Below are 14,854 nucleotides of genomic sequence, written 5' to 3'. Positions count from 1 at the left end.
TCCGCCTTGGAGGGATCGCCTCGGAGCGAGTCCGCCTTGGAGGGATCGCCTCGGAGCGAGTCCGCCTTGGAGGGATCGCCTCGGAGCGAGTCCGCCTTGGAGGGATCGCCTCGGAGCGAGTCCGCCTTGGAGGGATCGCCTCGGAGCGAGTCCGCCTCGGGGCGGGCCCGGCCGACCGCAACCCTCCCCGGTGGCGGTGGAGTTATATTCCGCTGGCCTGTTATCTCCTTGCAGTGAGCGTCAACGTGGAGAAGCGGACGGACCCGCCCGGGGAGTCCGACCACGCCGCCGCGGCGTGGGACCTCAAGGAACGGATCCGCGCCGAGGAGGGAGTCCTCCGACAGCGACGCGGCTTCTTCACCGACGCCTACCGCCGCTCCACGACGCATCTCCTCGTCGAGAACGACGCGCTCGTCGCGTTCGCCGCGGTCCGCCGCGACGGGTACATCCTCTTTCTGGCCGTCCACCCCGACCACCGGGGACGCGGCCACGCGGAGCGGCTCGTCGCCGACGTCGCCGAGGCGCACCGGTCGGTCACCTGCCACGCCCGGACGACGAACGAGCGGGCGCTCGGCTTCTACGAGCACCTCGGCTTCGAGGTGGTCCGGCGGATCGACGACTACTACGAGGACGGCGGCGACGCCGACTACCTCAAGCTCGGCGGCGAGTCGCTCCGCGAGCGGCTCTCCGGAATCGTCGGGCGGTAGGCCGCTCGTCCGCCCGGCGCCGGCCACCGGAACGCGTTTCAGTTCCCCCGTCGAATCCGGTCGCGTGACCGATCACGACCAGATCGAGGCGGTCGCGCGGGCGGCCGTCCTCGCCGGCGGCGCGGAGCTGCGCGCCCGGTACCGAGACGGCGACGCCGAGGCCGAGTACGGGGCCCACGACGTGAAGGCGGCGGCCGACGTGGCGGCCGAATCGCGGATGCTCCCCGTCGTGCGCGAGGCGTTCCCGGACCACGCGGTGTTCGCCGAGGAGGCCGGCGAGTTCCCCGGCGACGGGCCGTACCGGTGGATCGTCGACCCCCTCGACGGCACCAACGACTTCGCCGCGGGCCTGCCGACGTTCGCGTCCTCGGTCGCGGTCCTCCGCGAAGGGTCGCCGCTCGTCGCGGCGCTCCACCAGCCCGCGACGGACGAGACGTACGTCGCGCGCTCGGGCGAGGGAGTCCGGTACGGCGGCGACCGCGTCACGGCCGCCGACGCGCGGGCCGCGGCGGGCGTCGGGAGCGACGTGGCGGGCGCCACGGTCGCGGTGATCGTCGGCCGGGACGTGCCCCGCGACCCGGCGCTCGCGGCCGAGGTCGACGCGATCCGAGGCGCGCTTGACGACCGCGTCAAGCGCGTGCTCGACAGTTGGGCGCCGACGGTCCACTCGGGGCTGCTGGCCCGCGGTCGGCTCCAAGGGCTCGTGCAGTTCCATCCGGACGAGGAGGAGCAGGCCGTCACGGAGCTGCTGGCGACCGAGGCGGGCGCCGCGGTCCGGCGCGAGGGGGACCTGTACGTCGCCGCGGCCGACGAGGCGACGCTCGACGAGCTGTGGGAGGCGCTGGACGAGGCCGACCGCTGAGCCCGGAGGCGAATCGGTGACCCCGGAAACCGACAACCATTAGCACGCGCCGCGAGGAGTCGCGGACATGACCGACGCCACCCCCGCGTCGCTCGCGGCGCGCGTCCGCGACGGCGAGGTCCGGTTCCACGAGCTCGAAGAGCACGCCGACGCCGACGTCGCCGCGGCGGCCCGCAGGCGACTCGTCGCCGAGACCGCGGACGCCGACGTCGACGTGCTGGGCGAGTACGCCTTCGACGCCGCCGACGCGCACGGCTCGAACATCGAGAACATGATCGGCGCCGTGCAGGTGCCGCTGGGCGTCGCCGGCCCGGTCTCGGTCGACGGCGGCGCGTTCGCGGGCGAGCGCTACCTCCCGCTGGCGACCACGGAGGGCGCGCTCGTCGCCTCGATCAACCGCGGCTGCTCGGTCGTCAACGACGCCGGGGGCGCGACCGCGCGGGTGACGAAGAGCGGGATGACCCGCGCGCCCGTCTTCCGCGTCGGCGACGTCGCCGAGGCGGAGGCGCTCGTCGCGTGGGTCCGCGACAACGAGGCGTCGCTGCGGGCGGCCGCGGAGTCGACGACGAGCCACGGCGAGCTGCTCGACGTGACGCCGTACGTCGTCGGTAACAACGTCTTCCTGCGGTTCCGCTACGACACGAAGGACGCGATGGGGATGAACATGGCCACCATCGCGACGCGGGAGGCCTGCGACGTCGTCGAGGCGGAGACGGACGCCGCGCTCGTCGCGCTCTCCGGGAACCTCTGCTCGGACAAGAAGCCCGCCGCGATCAACGCGGTCGAGGGTCGCGGCCGGTCGGTGAGCGCCGACGTCGAGGTGCCCCGCGAGGTCGTCGAGGAGCGGCTCCACACCACCCCCGAGGCGGTCGCCGAGATCAACACCCGGAAGAACCTCGTCGGCTCCGCCAAGGCGGGCGGGCTCGGCTTCAACGCCCACGTCGCCAACGCGGTCGCGGCGATGTTCCTCGCGACCGGGCAGGACGAGGCGCAGGTGGTCGAGGGCGCGAACGCGATCACGACCGCGGAGGCGACGCCCGAGGGAGACCTCTACTGCTCCGTGTCGCTGGCGAGCCTCGAGGTCGGCACCGTCGGCGGCGGCACGAAGCTGCCGACGCAGGCCGCCGGGCTCGACGTGCTCGGCGTCCGCGGCGGCGGCGACCCCGCCGGGAGCAACGGGGACGCGCTCGCGGAGGCGATCGCCGTCGGCGCGCTCGCGGGGGAGCTCTCGCTGCTGGCGGCGCTCGGCTCCAGACACCTCTCCTCGGCGCACGCCGACCTCGGGCGGTAGGTCGCTCTCGTCGCCGCAACGGTTCTCGAAAGGGGCTCAGTCCGACCACGGCGCGCGGTCGTCGCGGAGCGCGTCGCGGCCGTAGTCGGTGATCCGGTACACCGCTTCGCCGGTGACCCGCTCCACGAGCCCGCCCGCTTCGAGCGCGTCCAGCCGCGACTCCACGTGGTCCGCGTACAGCCCCGTGTTGCTCGCGACGAACGCCGGGTAGTCTGTCCCCGCGTCGTCCAGGTACGCGAGCACTCGCTCGTCGGTTCGCGTGAGCGCGACCCTCGGACGGTCCGGGTCGGCGTCCCCGTCTTCGTCCGGGGCGTCGCTTTCCGAACCGGCGGCTGGTACGTCTGACGCGGGCATCTTATGCATGCTAACGTGTACCATTGTAAAGAGTATTCGGGTGATTCCAGCGCGCTGGGAGGCGGTGAGACCGCGGGGCGAGCGGCGCCCCGCCTCAGTCGTCGGCCTCGGTCGACTCGCCGCCCGGGCCCGGACCGTCGGGCGAGCGATTCGGGAGCATCGGAGAGCCGTCGGCCCGCGGGCCGAGCCGCGGGCCGTGCGGGCCGTCGTCGGGGTCGATCCGGCGCCGGGTTCGGTAGTCGGTCGAGCGCTCGACCGGGGTGCGGCCGATCGCCGTGATCATCTCGACGTAGTCGTCGAACGAGCGGTACTCGCCGTACTCGCCGCCGGCGCGCTTAGTGATCTCCTCCGAGAGGATGGTGCCCATGAAGTCGTCCGCGCCGCAGTTGAGCAGCTTCAGGCCGTGGGCGTCGCCCGACTTCACCCACGAGGCCTGCACGTGGTCGACGTTGTCTAAGAAGAGGCGCGCGACCGCCACCACGAGCTCGTCCTCGTCGCGCGAGGGGCCGGAGTCGACGACGCCGTGGCGGTACAGCGGCGTGTTCTGGTGGATGAAGGAGAGCGGGACGAACTCCGTGATCCCCCCGGTGCGGTCCTGGAGGTCGCGGACCTCCTTCAGGTGCTCCGCGCGGTGCGCGACCGTCTCCACGTGGCCGTACATCATCGTCGAGGTGACGTCGAGCCCGGCCGCGGTCGCGCCCTCCATCGCCGCCACCCAGTCGTCGGTCCGGATCTTTCCGGGGCAGATCACGTCGCGCACCTCGTCGACGAGGATCTCCGCGGCGGTGCCGGGCGCGGAGTCGAGCCCCGCGGCCGCCAGCTCGCGGTACACCGCCTCGTACTCCCAGTCGGTGCCGCGGGCGGCGTGGTACGCCTCCTCCGGCGTCATCGCGTGGAGGTGGACCCCGCCGACGGACATCGCCTCGATCTGCTCGGTGTAGGTGCCCGGGTCGGTCGCGTACCGCTCCGGCGGCCTGTAGTTCACCGCGCTCTCGGGGTCGTCGTACCCGGCGAGGACCTCGTGGTGCTCCTCGTTCAGCGCCAGCGCGGGGTGGAGCCCGGAGACGGAGCACACCTCGTAGATCCCCATCTCGAGGGCGTCCTCGACGATCCGGCGGGACTCGGCGGGGGGCTTCGTGAAGCCGGCGTGGTCCGCGTCGCTGTCGGCCTCGAAGGCGTGCGCGGAGTCCTTGAAATTGCAGAACAGACAGCCCGTGTTGCAGGCGGTCGTGACGTTGTTGTTGAGGTTGGCGACGAACGTCACCTCGTCGCCCACGTCCTCGCGGCGGCGGCGGTCGGCGGCCTCGAGGACGGCCTCCTTCCGGACCGGGTCGATCCCGTCGCGGTCGGTGCCGGTCGCGAGCAGTTCGGTCGCGTCGTCGACCGTGAGGCGCGTCCCGTCGCGGGCCTTCGCCAGCGCGTTCCCGAACGACTGGTCGGTGGCGGGCTCGGCGAACCCGAAGTCGTCCCGGTCCAAGGTCTCCGCGTCGGCGGCGTCGGCGTCGCGGTCCCGCGCCGAAGTCATGGCGTGATCGTCCCCGTCCCACGGATAAAAACGAGACGGTAACGGCACCCCCCTCTCAGAATCGTGACGCAGGCCGCGCGTGCGGGGCGCGGCGGAGCTCGAGCGTCGAACCGCCGCCGGCGACGCGGGGTATAAACCGAAGAGAAAGGCCGGGGGACCTATTTAAATAACCGCGGTGGCGCGCTCCGGTGAGCGCCCGGCGGGCGCGAACCGAGCGCGAGGGATGCGGCGACCGGAGGGAGCCGCGAGGCTGGGGAGGCGTGAGGTGCGGTTCGGCGCGGTTGGGGCTTTGGAGCCGGTCACCGCGTCAGCAACGACGTATGAACGAGCGCCTGAGTCGGAGGCGTTCGCCGTGGCGGGAGCGGTTTATAATTACATATCCGGCTCTGTTGAAATCCTCAGTCGGCGATATGTTATCAGAGCTATGCTGCATACAGAGCGCGTATTTACCAACCTGTCTGCCAAAATTTTGTTGAGTTCACTCACAACGACGCACTCTGATGACCTCTACACTTTCCTGCCTGGGAAGCTCCAAATTTTCAGAGTGTTCTCGCGTCAAAACCTTCTGTTTATCATATAACTGGTTGTGTAGGATATTACATATACGCTGTCACAGTCGCGAACGGACCCAGACAGCGGCGCATCAACCTCCTGAACGGTCAGGGGACGGCGGTGACCGAGGAAGCGGGCACCGGTCGGGTCAGCCTCGACGGTCCAGGGAGCCGTTCCGAGGCCAAAGGGACGACTCGATGGCTACCGGGCCGGCGTCACCGACCGCGGCCGTTACTCTTCCCGTTGCCGTTACCAGGGCCCTTCCCGTTACCCTGGTCCTCACTGCCAGCTCCGCGGTCGTCGTCATCCTCGCGTTCGTCATCGCCGTCGCCCTCTTCTTCGCTAATCACGCGGAACACCGCCGTCGTCCCGCTGATCTCGTGGCCGACGAACACGAGCGGGTCGTCGGTAGGACTCTCCTCGGCAGTCGCGAAGTCGAGCCCTTCGGGGCCGAGGTCGCCGGCGGCACTCGCCTTGGCGTCGCCGTTGGCGATCTCGCCCTGGATGTCGAAGTCGAAGTCCCGGTTGTTGACGTAGTCGACGAACGTGGCTTCCTCGGGATCGGTGATGTCGTAAACCATGACCCCGCCGACGCGCTCGAGGCCGATGAACGCATAGTGGCGGTCGCCCACCTGGCCGAGCGCGAGTCCCTCGGGTTCGGGGCCCTTGTTGTCGCTGCGGCTGTCGCCCGTGTTCTCCGTATTGTCGTTGTTGAAGTCCTCGCCGAACCGCTCGCTCGTGATGTCCTCGAAGTCGCTTCCGCTGTCAAACACCAGCTCGCCGTTCGTAGTGAAGATGCTGAACGACCGCCCGCCGAAGACGTAGAGCTCCTCGTAGAGCCCGTCTCCGTCGACGTCGCCGAGCGTCGTCGTCGCGTTCTTGTTCCCGAGGTTCTCGGGAGCCTGCAGTTCCTCGACGGTGTCGATGCCCTCGATCTCGTCGAAGTCGAAGGCGTCCGGGTCGAGTCGGAGCTCCGACACCTCCACCTCCTCGCTGAACGAGTCGTAGTCGCGGCTGTCCCCCTCGTTCGCCGTGACTATGTAGGTTTGCCCGTTCGGGCTGTACGCGCCGATCGCGTCGGGCTGGAGGATGCCGTTGATCGGCCAGTTGCGGACGTTCACACCACCGTCCTCGTTGCTGGCGTCGAGTTCGTTCCCTGCCATACTGAAGTCCTTGAACCCCAGTGGCAGGAGGCGTGTGACCCGCGCCTGCCGGATATCGATCTCGGCGATGGCGTTGTTCTCCTGGAGTGAGACCCACGCCGTCCGCGAGTCGTCGCTGATCGTGACGTACTCCGGCTCGAAGTCCTGCGAGGCGCTCGCGTTCGGCCCGAAGATGCGGATGCCCTGCCGGCGGAGCTGGTCCTCTCGGCCGTTGAACCGCCGGAATCCCGCGGTGTCGACCGTGGCGTGGTCAACGCCCTCGGAGAGGTCGACGATGCTGACCGAGCCTTGCGGGTCATACGCGTAGTTCTCCGTCGGCTCACCCTCGTTCGCGACGAGCACCCGCTCGCCATCGGGAGTGAAGGTGACCTTGTCAGGGAGCGGGCCGACAGGCGCGGTGCCCAGGAACTCGAGCGTCTCGGGGTCGTAGAAGCCGACTAGCCCGGGGTCCTGTGCGACGGTCGCCTCGAGCGCGACGGCGACGAGCTCCTCAGACGTCGCCACGCTGTTCGCAGATCCCACGGCGTCGAGGGAGCCCACGGCGTCGATCGGACTGTTCTCCACGGGCGTCGGATCGGACGGGTCCGCGACATCGAGCACCTCGACGCCGCCAATGTTGGCGTTGATCACGAACAGCCGCTCGGTCGGGGCGTGATAGGCGACGATCTCTGCGCCACCCTCGTCGAAGAGATTCTGCCCCTCGTAGCGACCGATCTGTTCCAGCTTGACGGTCTGCGAGCCGTCGAACGCACTCGCCGCGTCGGCACCTGACGCCCCACTCCTCACCCCTGACTCGCTCGCACCGGCCGTGCCCGCGAGCAGTCCCAGAACGGTCCCACCAGCCAGACCGAGGACGGTCCGGCGTTTCAAATCGTCCGTCTGTTGTGGTTGCTCCACGGGTGGTCACTCCTAGGGCCCCGTATTAATTTTATATAATTTACATATTGTGGGGTATAGAGATACCGAGCTGTCTACTGTCCATATGAATCTCTATACTCCTCTTATAATATCTCAAGTTGGGTGTGGAGACCGGCGGCAAGCGATTTGATGCTGTCCACGGTTATCCCACCGGACGCCGTCGTCGACACGGTGGCCGACGGGTCTCACTGTTAGATCACATAAGTAACCACGGCTATCGCCACGGTCTTGACAGGCGTGCTGCATCCACGCTCTAACTGTTGCATGAGTATGTTACCAATTGGTGGATCGCTCGTAGTGCTCCGCGTTACTTCGGTGGCCTAGATTTCGTATCAAGACTTTCCTGAACGCGGCATCACGATTGAACGACGGATGACACCACGAGTGCAATTCAACGAGTGGGAGACACTGACTGATGAACTACGCCGATTCGGTCGTGCGGGTGATGTAACGGCTACTGATGATCGGATTCACATCGACTTCGGCTCTGCACGTGTCGAACTGTCGCGCGATGGGACGCTCCAGACTGGGATGCCATTGCACGATTTCACGTACGATGACACCGTTGCGGTTGTCGTGGATCACGACGCCGGCACCCTCACAGTTGACGCAGATGCGGTAAGCTACACGTTCAGGCGGCCAGGTGGGTGAGGACTACATCCTCTGTATCTCGCACACGGTTTGTGTCATCGACTGAGGATTTCAGCAGACCCACATAGCCGTGGTTCGAACCACGTTCGCAGTGCTCCCGAGTTACCGCGCCAGCTCTCGGTCCTCGTCCGCGTGCGCCCGGACCCAGAGCTGGCCGATCCGCGAGAGCGTCGTGCGGTAGGACTTCCCGCGCTCCTCCTGCTCGATGTACCCCTTCCCGCCGGGGCCGAGCCGGTCGACGTTGTAGATCACCTTCGAGCGGAACGAGTCGGTGTACTCCTCGTTGAGGTCGGCCGCGAGCGTCTCCGCCAGCTCCGAGACGGAGGCGAACTCGCCGTGCTCGCCGAGCGTGAACAGGACGAGCTCCTCGAACGGCTTGACGTTCTGGAACGAGGCCACGGGGAGCTCGATCACGTGGCTGTCGCCGATGCGCTTCGCGCCGATCGTGGTGCCGCGCTCGTCGAACTCCTCTAACAGGTCCGTCGTCGTGTCGAGCCGGTCGGCGACGCGGCCGTCGTCGATCGCGTCGCCGTCGACCGCGTCGCTCTCGACCAGCTCGCGCAGGAGGTCGCGGTTCGCGCGGAGCTCCTCCGCGAGTTCGGTCTCGAGGTACTTCTCCGGGGCGGTGTAGTAGGTGTGGATCCGGTCGCGGTCGTCCTGCCGCTCGACCATGATCGAGTGGGCCGCGGTCGCGAACGCGAACGAGACCGGCCGGGGCATCGAACAGAGGTTCACCCACACCTCGCGCTCCGCCGGGGGGTCCGCGGCGTCCTCGCCCCCGGTCCCGCTCCCCTCCTCTCCGGTGCCGTCGCGGTCGAGTTCCGCGTTGATCAGGTCGAAGGCGCGCTCGAAGGCGGCGTCGTAGTCGTACACGTCGGTCAGGCGCTCGCGGACGGTCTCGGCGCCGAGCAGGCTCTGGAAGTCCTGTTCCAGCTTCCGGGCGATGTTCCGCGAGTACTCGACGTTGGCCTCGCTACCGACCGTCCCCTCCAACAGGATCACCCGGTCGACGTCGAACTGGTCCCGGATGAGCGGGGCGATCATGCGGTCGTAGTCGAAGCCGACCGGAACGATGTGGGTACCCATACGGGAGTCGTAACGCTGCCGTTTATATAAACCACCAACCACCGACGGCGACCGTGTCCGGGCCTTCGCCCGGCGACCGCGTCCGGGGTCCTCGCCCGATTCGACCCCGCCCGCGACTCCCGGACTCGCCGGCCGCGACCGCTCGATTTCCGAGGTATGCGAACCGCTGGCTCCCGCTACCCGAAAGAACAACCGTTAAAAGTCATCGCCGGGTTCGTACGGACATGGCTGGAACTATCGAAGCGCTCGTCCCCGGCGGGCAGGCCAACCCCGGCCCGCCGCTCGGTCCCGAGCTCGGGCCGACGCCGGTGGACGTACAGGACGTCGTGGCGCAGATCAACGACGAAACCGCCGCGTTCGACGGGATGGAAGTCCCCGTCACCGTCGAGTACGACGACGTCGGCTCGTTCACGATCGAGGTCGGCGTCCCGCCGACGGCCGAGCTGATCAAAGACGAGGCCGGGTTCGAGACGGGCTCCGGCGAGCCCCAGACGGACTTCGTCGCGGACATGTCGATCGAACAGGTGAAGAAGGTCGCCGAGCAGAAGTCGACCGACCTGCTCTCGTACGACGTGAAAAACGCCGCCAAGGAGGTCGGCGGTACCTGCGCCTCCCTCGGCGTCACCATCGAGGGCGAGGACGCCCGGACGTTCGACGACCGCGTCGACGCCGGCGACTACGACGACGTTCTCGACGAGTAACGCGGCGGTCGCCGCTTTTCACTGCTTTTGATGCGTTCGTTCAGCGTCGACTGCTTTTGATGCGTTCGTTCAGCGTCGAAGTCGCCTACACCGCGGGCCGCTCCGCGGGCTCCGACTCCGCCGGTTCGGCCGAGACGGGCCGCACGTCGGCCCACGTCCAGCCGATGACGGCGGCCGCGGCGACGAGCGCGTAGAACTGGACGAACAGCCCCGCGATCGTCCCGAGGACCGGAACCACCGAGAGCACGCCGATAGCGAGCGCGCCGGCGAGGACGACCGCGGCGGCGGTGAGCCAGCCGGTCGCGTACGCCCGCTTCGAGACCACGGTCCAGAGCGCCCCGACCGCGAACCCGTCTCCGAGCCGCCCGGAGTCGGCGACGGCGGCCAGCGCCGCGGGGGTCACGTAGAGACCGACGAGCGAGACGGCGAGCCCGGCGATCCCGATGACTAACACGAGGACGCCGGCGACGAAGCTCCCGAGGAAGGTGCCGGACCCGCCGCCGCCGGGCACCACGACGAACGCGCCGACGGTCACCACGGCGGCGACGGCGAACACGGCGAGCGGCACCAGCGAGTAGACGAGCGTGACCGCGAACGCCTTCGCTCCCTCGACGAGCAGGTCGCCCCACTCGTCGAAGACCGGGGGCTCGTCGTCGCCGTCCGCCGTCAGCCGCAGGACTCGGGAGACGTAGCCGAGCACGAGGATGGACGGCACGATGAGCGGGCTCGCGAGCAGGAGCACGCCGCCGATCAGGACGGTGACGACGGCGTCGTCGCCGTCGCGCAGGTAGTCGAGTGAGGCGGATATCATTGGGTATCGGATTAGTTTACGCTCTATGACATGATAAGCACGTACGGTCCCGCGACCGTCGTCGGGTCGCGCTCGGTCAGTCCGGTTTCGGGGCGGACGTGCCGCGGACCGCGGTTTTATTCCCCCACCGGGCCGACCCGAGACCATGCCCGATCTCCATCCGATCGCGAAGCGGATCCACAACGTGCAGCCGCGCCCGGTCAGGCTTACCCTCGACGACGGCGAGACCGGCGTCTTCGAGTTCTCCTCGACCGAGTTCTTCCAGCGGGAGTTCCGCGGCGAGGGCGTCCGCACCGACGCCGACGGCGACGCCGAGTTCCGGCTGATCACCGCCGAGGACCACGAGTCGGTGCTGCTCGGCCGATCCGGCCCCGACGAGGAGGGCTGGACCGTCGTCGGCGAGATCGTCGAGGCCGACCGGGTCGAGAACTGAGAGCGCCGGCGTACTCGTCCGAGTAGCCGGACGCCCGCGGCGAGGGGATCGCGTCCCGCTACCGCACGACCGTCACCGGCACGTCGGCGCGGCGGACGACCCCCTCGGCGACGCTCCCGAGGAGGATCCGAGAGATCCCGGTCCGGCCCTGGCTTGCGAGTACGACGTGATCGTACGGCTCGCCGGTGCCCTCCGTCCCGTCCTCGTCGCCGACGGCGGCCTCGCCGCCGGCGACCCCGAGGATCGTCGCGGTCGGCCGGCCCACCTCCAGTCTGGTGTCGATATCGCGGTCCACCGCCTCGGATGACTCGCGGAGGATCCGCTCTCCCCGGCCCCTGGCGCTGTCGTACCACTGGTCGACCGCGCCCGGGAACCCGCCCTCGGCGCCGGTGGTCGAGTCCGCCGGGTTGATCACGTGAAGCGCCGTCAGCTCGGCGTCCGGCCACTCCGTGGCCGCGAACCGAAGCGCCTCGGTCGCCTCATCCGAGCCGTCGACCGCCACCAGGATCCGTTTGGTCATAGACAACGCTTCTCGGCCGGTCCTGAAAAAGGGCGACGGCGGATCCGGTCGCGTGAAAACGGGTCGACCCGACTACCCGTTCGCCTACTCGCCGTGGCGCGTCACGCACTTCGAGAGCCCTATCAGCTCCACCGGCTCCGAGTTGTCCGGCGAGTACACCACCATCTGCCCCTTCTCCATGTACGGGACCTTGCCGGCGAGGTTCGAGGGGATGTTGACGCTGTTGATGGCGTCCTCGTCGCCGAGGTTCAACACGATCTTCGTGTTCACCTGTTTGAACACCGACTCCGCGACGTCCTGCGGGTCCTGCGTGATCAGGAAGAGGCCGAGACGCTCCTTGCGGCCCTGTTTGGCGGCCTCCGTGAACTTCTGGACGACCTTCCGGGCCTGCACGTTGTCGGCGTCCGCGAGGAAGTTGTGCGCCTCGTCCATGCCGATGAGGAGCGGCGTCTCCTCGATCCGGTCGCTGTCCGGGTCGTTCGAGAGCTTATCGTCGACGAGGAGCCCCGCGACCGCGAGCACGACGATCTCCTTCTGCCGGGAGGTCGGCAGGTGGTACGTCGGCACCACGGAGAGGCCGCCGGGCCGGACGAGGGTGTGGTCCAACTCCGTGATCGGCTTCGCGTCCTGGTCGAACACGCCGCCGGGGACCGCCCGGACCCGGCGTTTCACGGCGTCGAACGTCGCCTCGTGGACTCGGCCGCTCTCGTCGAGCTCCGCTTTCAGCGCCGGGTCGTCGAGGTACGAGAGGAACTGGCTGTACGTGCCCGAGTCGCCGTAGTCGCCGAAGAAGCGATTGAGGAGGGTCAGCAGGGCCGGGTACTGGTTGTCGTTGAGCCCGGAGCCGGCGACGAGCCACGGCATGTCCCGCGCGAGCGAGAACGGGATGGTGAACTCCACGCGCTCGGCGCGGTGCCCCTCGCCGGGGTACGTCGCGTTCGCGACCCGGGGCACCAGCGCGACCGCGTCGTCGTGGCCGCCGTGCGCGATTCCCTCCCGGTCCAACCGCCGGGCGAAGTCGGCGTCGAGGTCCGGGTTGTCGTCGTGCATCTGCGCGTACTCGTCCTGCGGGTCGAACTGGACGACCGCCATCCGCGACTCCCGGCCGTCGCCGGTCGGGTAGGTGCGGTCCGAGTCGAGGTACTGCCGGAGGACGTTCTTCGAGGCGTGGGTCTTCCCCGACCCGGTCCCCCCGGCGACGAGAGTGTGCCGGAACGCGAGCGGGTCGCCGTCAGTGTAGTCGTCCTTCACCCGGTAGTCGACGGTCGGAGGCTCCGCCGCCGTCCGGACCTTCTCGCCGCCGACGGAGAGGTGACCGAGGAAGACGCCGTCCTCGGGGATCTTCAGGCCGGTCTTGATCTCGGCGTCGTCGGAGGCCTCCTCGACGACCGCGCCCGGCTTCGGCACCCGGTCGGTCATCCGCCGCTTCATGTCGTCGCCCTCGCCGTACACGACGGACATCGGCTCCAGCTCGGCCATGAACTTGTAGTCGCGCTCCGCGAAGTCGTCGCGGCGCATCTGGCGGCGGGCGTGGATCTCGGTGGCGTCGTCCGAGCGGAACTCCTGCGCGTACTCCAGCCCCGTGATCCGACAGAACAGCCGCTCGCCGTCCGGGTACGGGACGAGGAGGTACTTCCCGAGCCGGACCGACTCGCGGTTCCCGGTCGTGACGAACGCCCGCAGCGTCGTCTCCTCGGCCTCCTCGGCGACGCGGAGCCCCTGCGAGACGGAGACGACTCCGAGCCCGGCGTCCTCGCCCGCCGGCTCCACGTCGTACGCGGCGAACCCGTCGTCGTCCGCCTCGTCGCCCTCGGTCCCCGAGGACACCGCGCGACCGCCGTCGCCGGTCGCCGCGCCTTCCGAAGCCGCTCCCTCCGCTCCGGGCGCGTCGTCGGTGTCGCGGTCGGCGGGCGAGCCGGCGTCGCCCCCGCCGTCGCCCTCGTCGTCGGTGAACTCGGTGAAGTCCTCCAGCGTCATGGGCGAATCAGCGGCCGCCACGCCGAAAGCGTTTCCCCCTCCGGGTCGCCCGGGCCGTCGCGAGCGTCGCGGGTGCCGCCGGCGTCTCGGGCGTCTCGCGCCCGTCTCGGGCCCCTTTTCCGCGTCGGGGCCCTATCGTCGGTATGATACTGGTTCGCGGCAGCGGCGGCGGGACCGACCTCACCGGGACGGTGTTCGAGCGCGGCGAGGACCCGCCGACGTACAAGGGCGCGCCCGACGAGGACGCCCCCTACGTCTGGGTGTGCGACTCCTTCTACCAGGTCGAGAGCGGCGGCTCGGCGCTCACCGTCGACGGCGAGGAGATCCGGGTCGCCTTCGAGGAGCCGATGCCCCGCGGGTTCGACACCAAGTCGGCGGCGCTCGACGCGGCCGAGGAGCACGTCCGCACGCAGTTCGCCCGGATCGGCGTCGACCCCGACGACGTGGCGGTCGAGACGACGAAGGCCGACCCGGCCTGAGGCGTCGTCGGGACCGCCTTTCGCCCGCAAATTCGCGGCCCCCTCTCCCCTCAGATCGGTCCCGCTGTCCGGCGGGTTTTACCCGTTCAGACCCGGTACAGACGGTATGTCTGAACCGCCAGAGGACTTCGATTCCGGGTCGCGCGAAGAGCGCGAGGTGGCCGCCGAGGCCGCCGGCGACCGCTCCGACCTCCTCTCGCTCATGGGCCACACCTACCGCGGCGAGCTCGGGCGGACGAGCTCGTGGCGGACCCGCATCGACCGCACGACCAACTGGGCGGTCGTGGTGACGGCGTCGCTGCTCACGTGGACCTTCTCCAACGAGTCGCGCCCCCACTACGTGCTTCTCATCGGGCTCGTGATGCTCAGCGTCTTCCTCGGGATCGAGACCCGTCGGTATCGCATGTTCGACGTCTGGCGGTCCCGCGTGCGCCTGCTTGAGGAGAACGTGTTCGCGAACGCCCTCGACCCGGGGGGCGTCGAGCAGTCGAACTGGCGGGAGCTCCTGGTCGAGGACCTCCGCGAGCCGACGATCAAGACCCCCGCCGTCGAGGCGATGTCGCGGCGGCTCCGCCGAGTGTACGCGCCGCTCTTCTCAGTCCTCATCGCCGCGTGGGTCGTCCGGCTCACGGTGTTCACGCCGTCCGGAAGCGGGGTCGTCGCGACCGCGGCGGTGGGCGCGATCCCCGGGGCGATCGTGCTCGCACTCGTCGGCTGTTTCTACGCCGGCGTGCTGACGCTGACGCTGCGGCGGGCCCCGAGGCGCGCGAAGGGCGAACTCCAGGCCGCGGCGAACGTCGAGGAGTGGAAGTGATCGACCGCGG

14 protein-coding genes are annotated in these 14,854 nt (G+C 69.1%); 7 read left to right on the top strand and 7 right to left on the bottom strand.

The window, feature by feature from the left end; all coding sequences use genetic code 11:
- The first annotated feature begins 233 nt into the window (after positions 1–233).
- The 3 genes from DJ82_RS03690 to hmgA all read left to right on the top strand — a co-directional run bounded on the left by DJ82_RS03690 (position 234) and on the right by hmgA (position 2,860).
- Complete coding sequence (locus tag DJ82_RS03690) at positions 234–707, top strand: N-acetyltransferase (RefSeq protein ID WP_094581089.1); 474 nt, start codon at positions 234–236, stop codon at positions 705–707.
- A 64-nt stretch (positions 708–771) separates the two neighbouring features.
- A complete protein-coding gene (locus DJ82_RS03685; protein WP_094581088.1) occupies positions 772–1,569 on the top strand; it encodes an inositol monophosphatase family protein in 798 nt (265 codons plus the stop codon).
- Between the two features lie 67 nt (positions 1,570–1,636).
- Entirely contained in the window at positions 1,637–2,860 is a 1,224-nt protein-coding gene (gene hmgA, locus DJ82_RS03680; RefSeq protein ID WP_094524848.1) for a hydroxymethylglutaryl-CoA reductase (NADPH), read from the top strand.
- Between the two features lie 36 nt (positions 2,861–2,896).
- Here hmgA and DJ82_RS03675 read toward each other — a convergent pair whose 3' ends face one another.
- From DJ82_RS03675 to DJ82_RS03655, 4 genes are all read right to left on the bottom strand, one after another.
- Positions 2,897–3,214, bottom strand: coding sequence for a DUF2250 domain-containing protein (locus tag DJ82_RS03675; RefSeq protein WP_094581087.1), 318 nt, complete (start codon positions 3,212–3,214; stop codon positions 2,897–2,899).
- Positions 3,215–3,308: 94 nt separating this feature from the next.
- Positions 3,309–4,739, bottom strand: a complete 1,431-nt coding sequence (gene cofH, locus DJ82_RS03670) for a 7,8-didemethyl-8-hydroxy-5-deazariboflavin synthase subunit CofH (protein ID WP_094581086.1) — start codon at positions 4,737–4,739, stop codon at positions 3,309–3,311.
- A gap of 767 nt (positions 4,740–5,506) precedes the next feature.
- A complete protein-coding gene (locus DJ82_RS03665) occupies positions 5,507–7,351 on the bottom strand; it encodes a choice-of-anchor I family protein (RefSeq protein WP_241881399.1) in 1,845 nt (614 codons plus the stop codon).
- 774 nt (positions 7,352–8,125) lie between these two features.
- Positions 8,126–9,109 (bottom strand): DUF6293 family protein, encoded by a 984-nt coding sequence (locus tag DJ82_RS03655; protein WP_094524844.1) that lies wholly within the window; start codon positions 9,107–9,109, stop codon positions 8,126–8,128.
- Between the two features lie 224 nt (positions 9,110–9,333).
- Here DJ82_RS03655 and DJ82_RS03650 point away from each other — a divergent pair, with 224 nt between their 5' ends.
- On the top strand, positions 9,334–9,810 hold the full coding sequence (locus DJ82_RS03650) for a 50S ribosomal protein L11 (RefSeq protein WP_094581085.1): 477 nt from the start codon (positions 9,334–9,336) through the stop codon (positions 9,808–9,810).
- Between the two features lie 85 nt (positions 9,811–9,895).
- Here the strand turns inward: DJ82_RS03650 and DJ82_RS03645 are convergent, their stop codons facing one another.
- Positions 9,896–10,621: a DUF4013 domain-containing protein gene (locus DJ82_RS03645; RefSeq protein ID WP_094524842.1), complete on the bottom strand. Its 726-nt coding sequence runs from the start codon at positions 10,619–10,621 to the stop codon at positions 9,896–9,898.
- A 145-nt stretch (positions 10,622–10,766) separates the two neighbouring features.
- Between DJ82_RS03645 and DJ82_RS03640 the strand changes: the two genes are divergently transcribed.
- The gene (locus DJ82_RS03640; protein WP_094524841.1) at positions 10,767–11,054 is read left to right on the top strand and encodes a transcriptional regulator; all 288 of its coding nucleotides are present in this window, start codon (positions 10,767–10,769) and stop codon (positions 11,052–11,054) included.
- 58 nt (positions 11,055–11,112) lie between these two features.
- Here the strand turns inward: DJ82_RS03640 and DJ82_RS03635 are convergent, their stop codons facing one another.
- Both DJ82_RS03635 and DJ82_RS03630 read right to left on the bottom strand, forming a co-directional pair.
- Positions 11,113–11,574 (bottom strand): universal stress protein, encoded by a 462-nt coding sequence (locus DJ82_RS03635; protein ID WP_094524840.1) that lies wholly within the window; start codon positions 11,572–11,574, stop codon positions 11,113–11,115.
- An 84-nt stretch (positions 11,575–11,658) separates the two neighbouring features.
- Entirely contained in the window at positions 11,659–13,551 is a 1,893-nt protein-coding gene (locus DJ82_RS03630; RefSeq protein ID WP_094581084.1) for an ATP-binding protein, read from the bottom strand.
- Between the two features lie 143 nt (positions 13,552–13,694).
- Between DJ82_RS03630 and DJ82_RS03625 the strand changes: the two genes are divergently transcribed.
- Both DJ82_RS03625 and DJ82_RS03620 read left to right on the top strand, forming a co-directional pair.
- A complete protein-coding gene (locus tag DJ82_RS03625; RefSeq protein WP_094524838.1) occupies positions 13,695–14,030 on the top strand; it encodes a hypothetical protein in 336 nt (111 codons plus the stop codon).
- A 106-nt stretch (positions 14,031–14,136) separates the two neighbouring features.
- Positions 14,137–14,844: a DUF2270 domain-containing protein gene (locus tag DJ82_RS03620; protein ID WP_094581083.1), complete on the top strand. Its 708-nt coding sequence runs from the start codon at positions 14,137–14,139 to the stop codon at positions 14,842–14,844.
- Positions 14,845–14,854 lie beyond the last annotated feature (10 nt).

The organism is Halorubrum sp. Ib24 (assembly GCF_002252745.1).
Taxonomy (GTDB): domain Archaea; phylum Halobacteriota; class Halobacteria; order Halobacteriales; family Haloferacaceae; genus Halorubrum.
Note: the sequence above shows the minus strand (reverse complement) of the source record. Positions and strands in the feature narration are given on the sequence as shown.

Bases quoted from the DNA above. Each gene is read 5' to 3' on its own strand.
- hmgA (WP_094524848.1), top strand. From the start codon at position 1,637: ATGACCGACGCCACCCCCGCGTCGCTCGCGGCGCGCGTCCGCGACGGC.
- DJ82_RS03675 (WP_094581087.1), bottom strand. From the start codon at position 3,214: ATGCCCGCGTCAGACGTACCAGCCGCCGGTTCGGAAAGCGACGCCCCG.
- cofH (WP_094581086.1), bottom strand. From the start codon at position 4,739: ATGACTTCGGCGCGGGACCGCGACGCCGACGCCGCCGACGCGGAGACC.
- DJ82_RS03655 (WP_094524844.1), bottom strand. From the start codon at position 9,109: ATGGGTACCCACATCGTTCCGGTCGGCTTCGACTACGACCGCATGATC.
- DJ82_RS03650 (WP_094581085.1), top strand. From the start codon at position 9,334: ATGGCTGGAACTATCGAAGCGCTCGTCCCCGGCGGGCAGGCCAACCCC.
- DJ82_RS03645 (WP_094524842.1), bottom strand. From the start codon at position 10,621: ATGATATCCGCCTCACTCGACTACCTGCGCGACGGCGACGACGCCGTC.
- DJ82_RS03640 (WP_094524841.1), top strand. From the start codon at position 10,767: ATGCCCGATCTCCATCCGATCGCGAAGCGGATCCACAACGTGCAGCCG.
- DJ82_RS03635 (WP_094524840.1), bottom strand. From the start codon at position 11,574: ATGACCAAACGGATCCTGGTGGCGGTCGACGGCTCGGATGAGGCGACC.
- DJ82_RS03630 (WP_094581084.1), bottom strand. From the start codon at position 13,551: ATGACGCTGGAGGACTTCACCGAGTTCACCGACGACGAGGGCGACGGC.
- DJ82_RS03625 (WP_094524838.1), top strand. From the start codon at position 13,695: ATGATACTGGTTCGCGGCAGCGGCGGCGGGACCGACCTCACCGGGACG.
- DJ82_RS03620 (WP_094581083.1), top strand. From the start codon at position 14,137: ATGTCTGAACCGCCAGAGGACTTCGATTCCGGGTCGCGCGAAGAGCGC.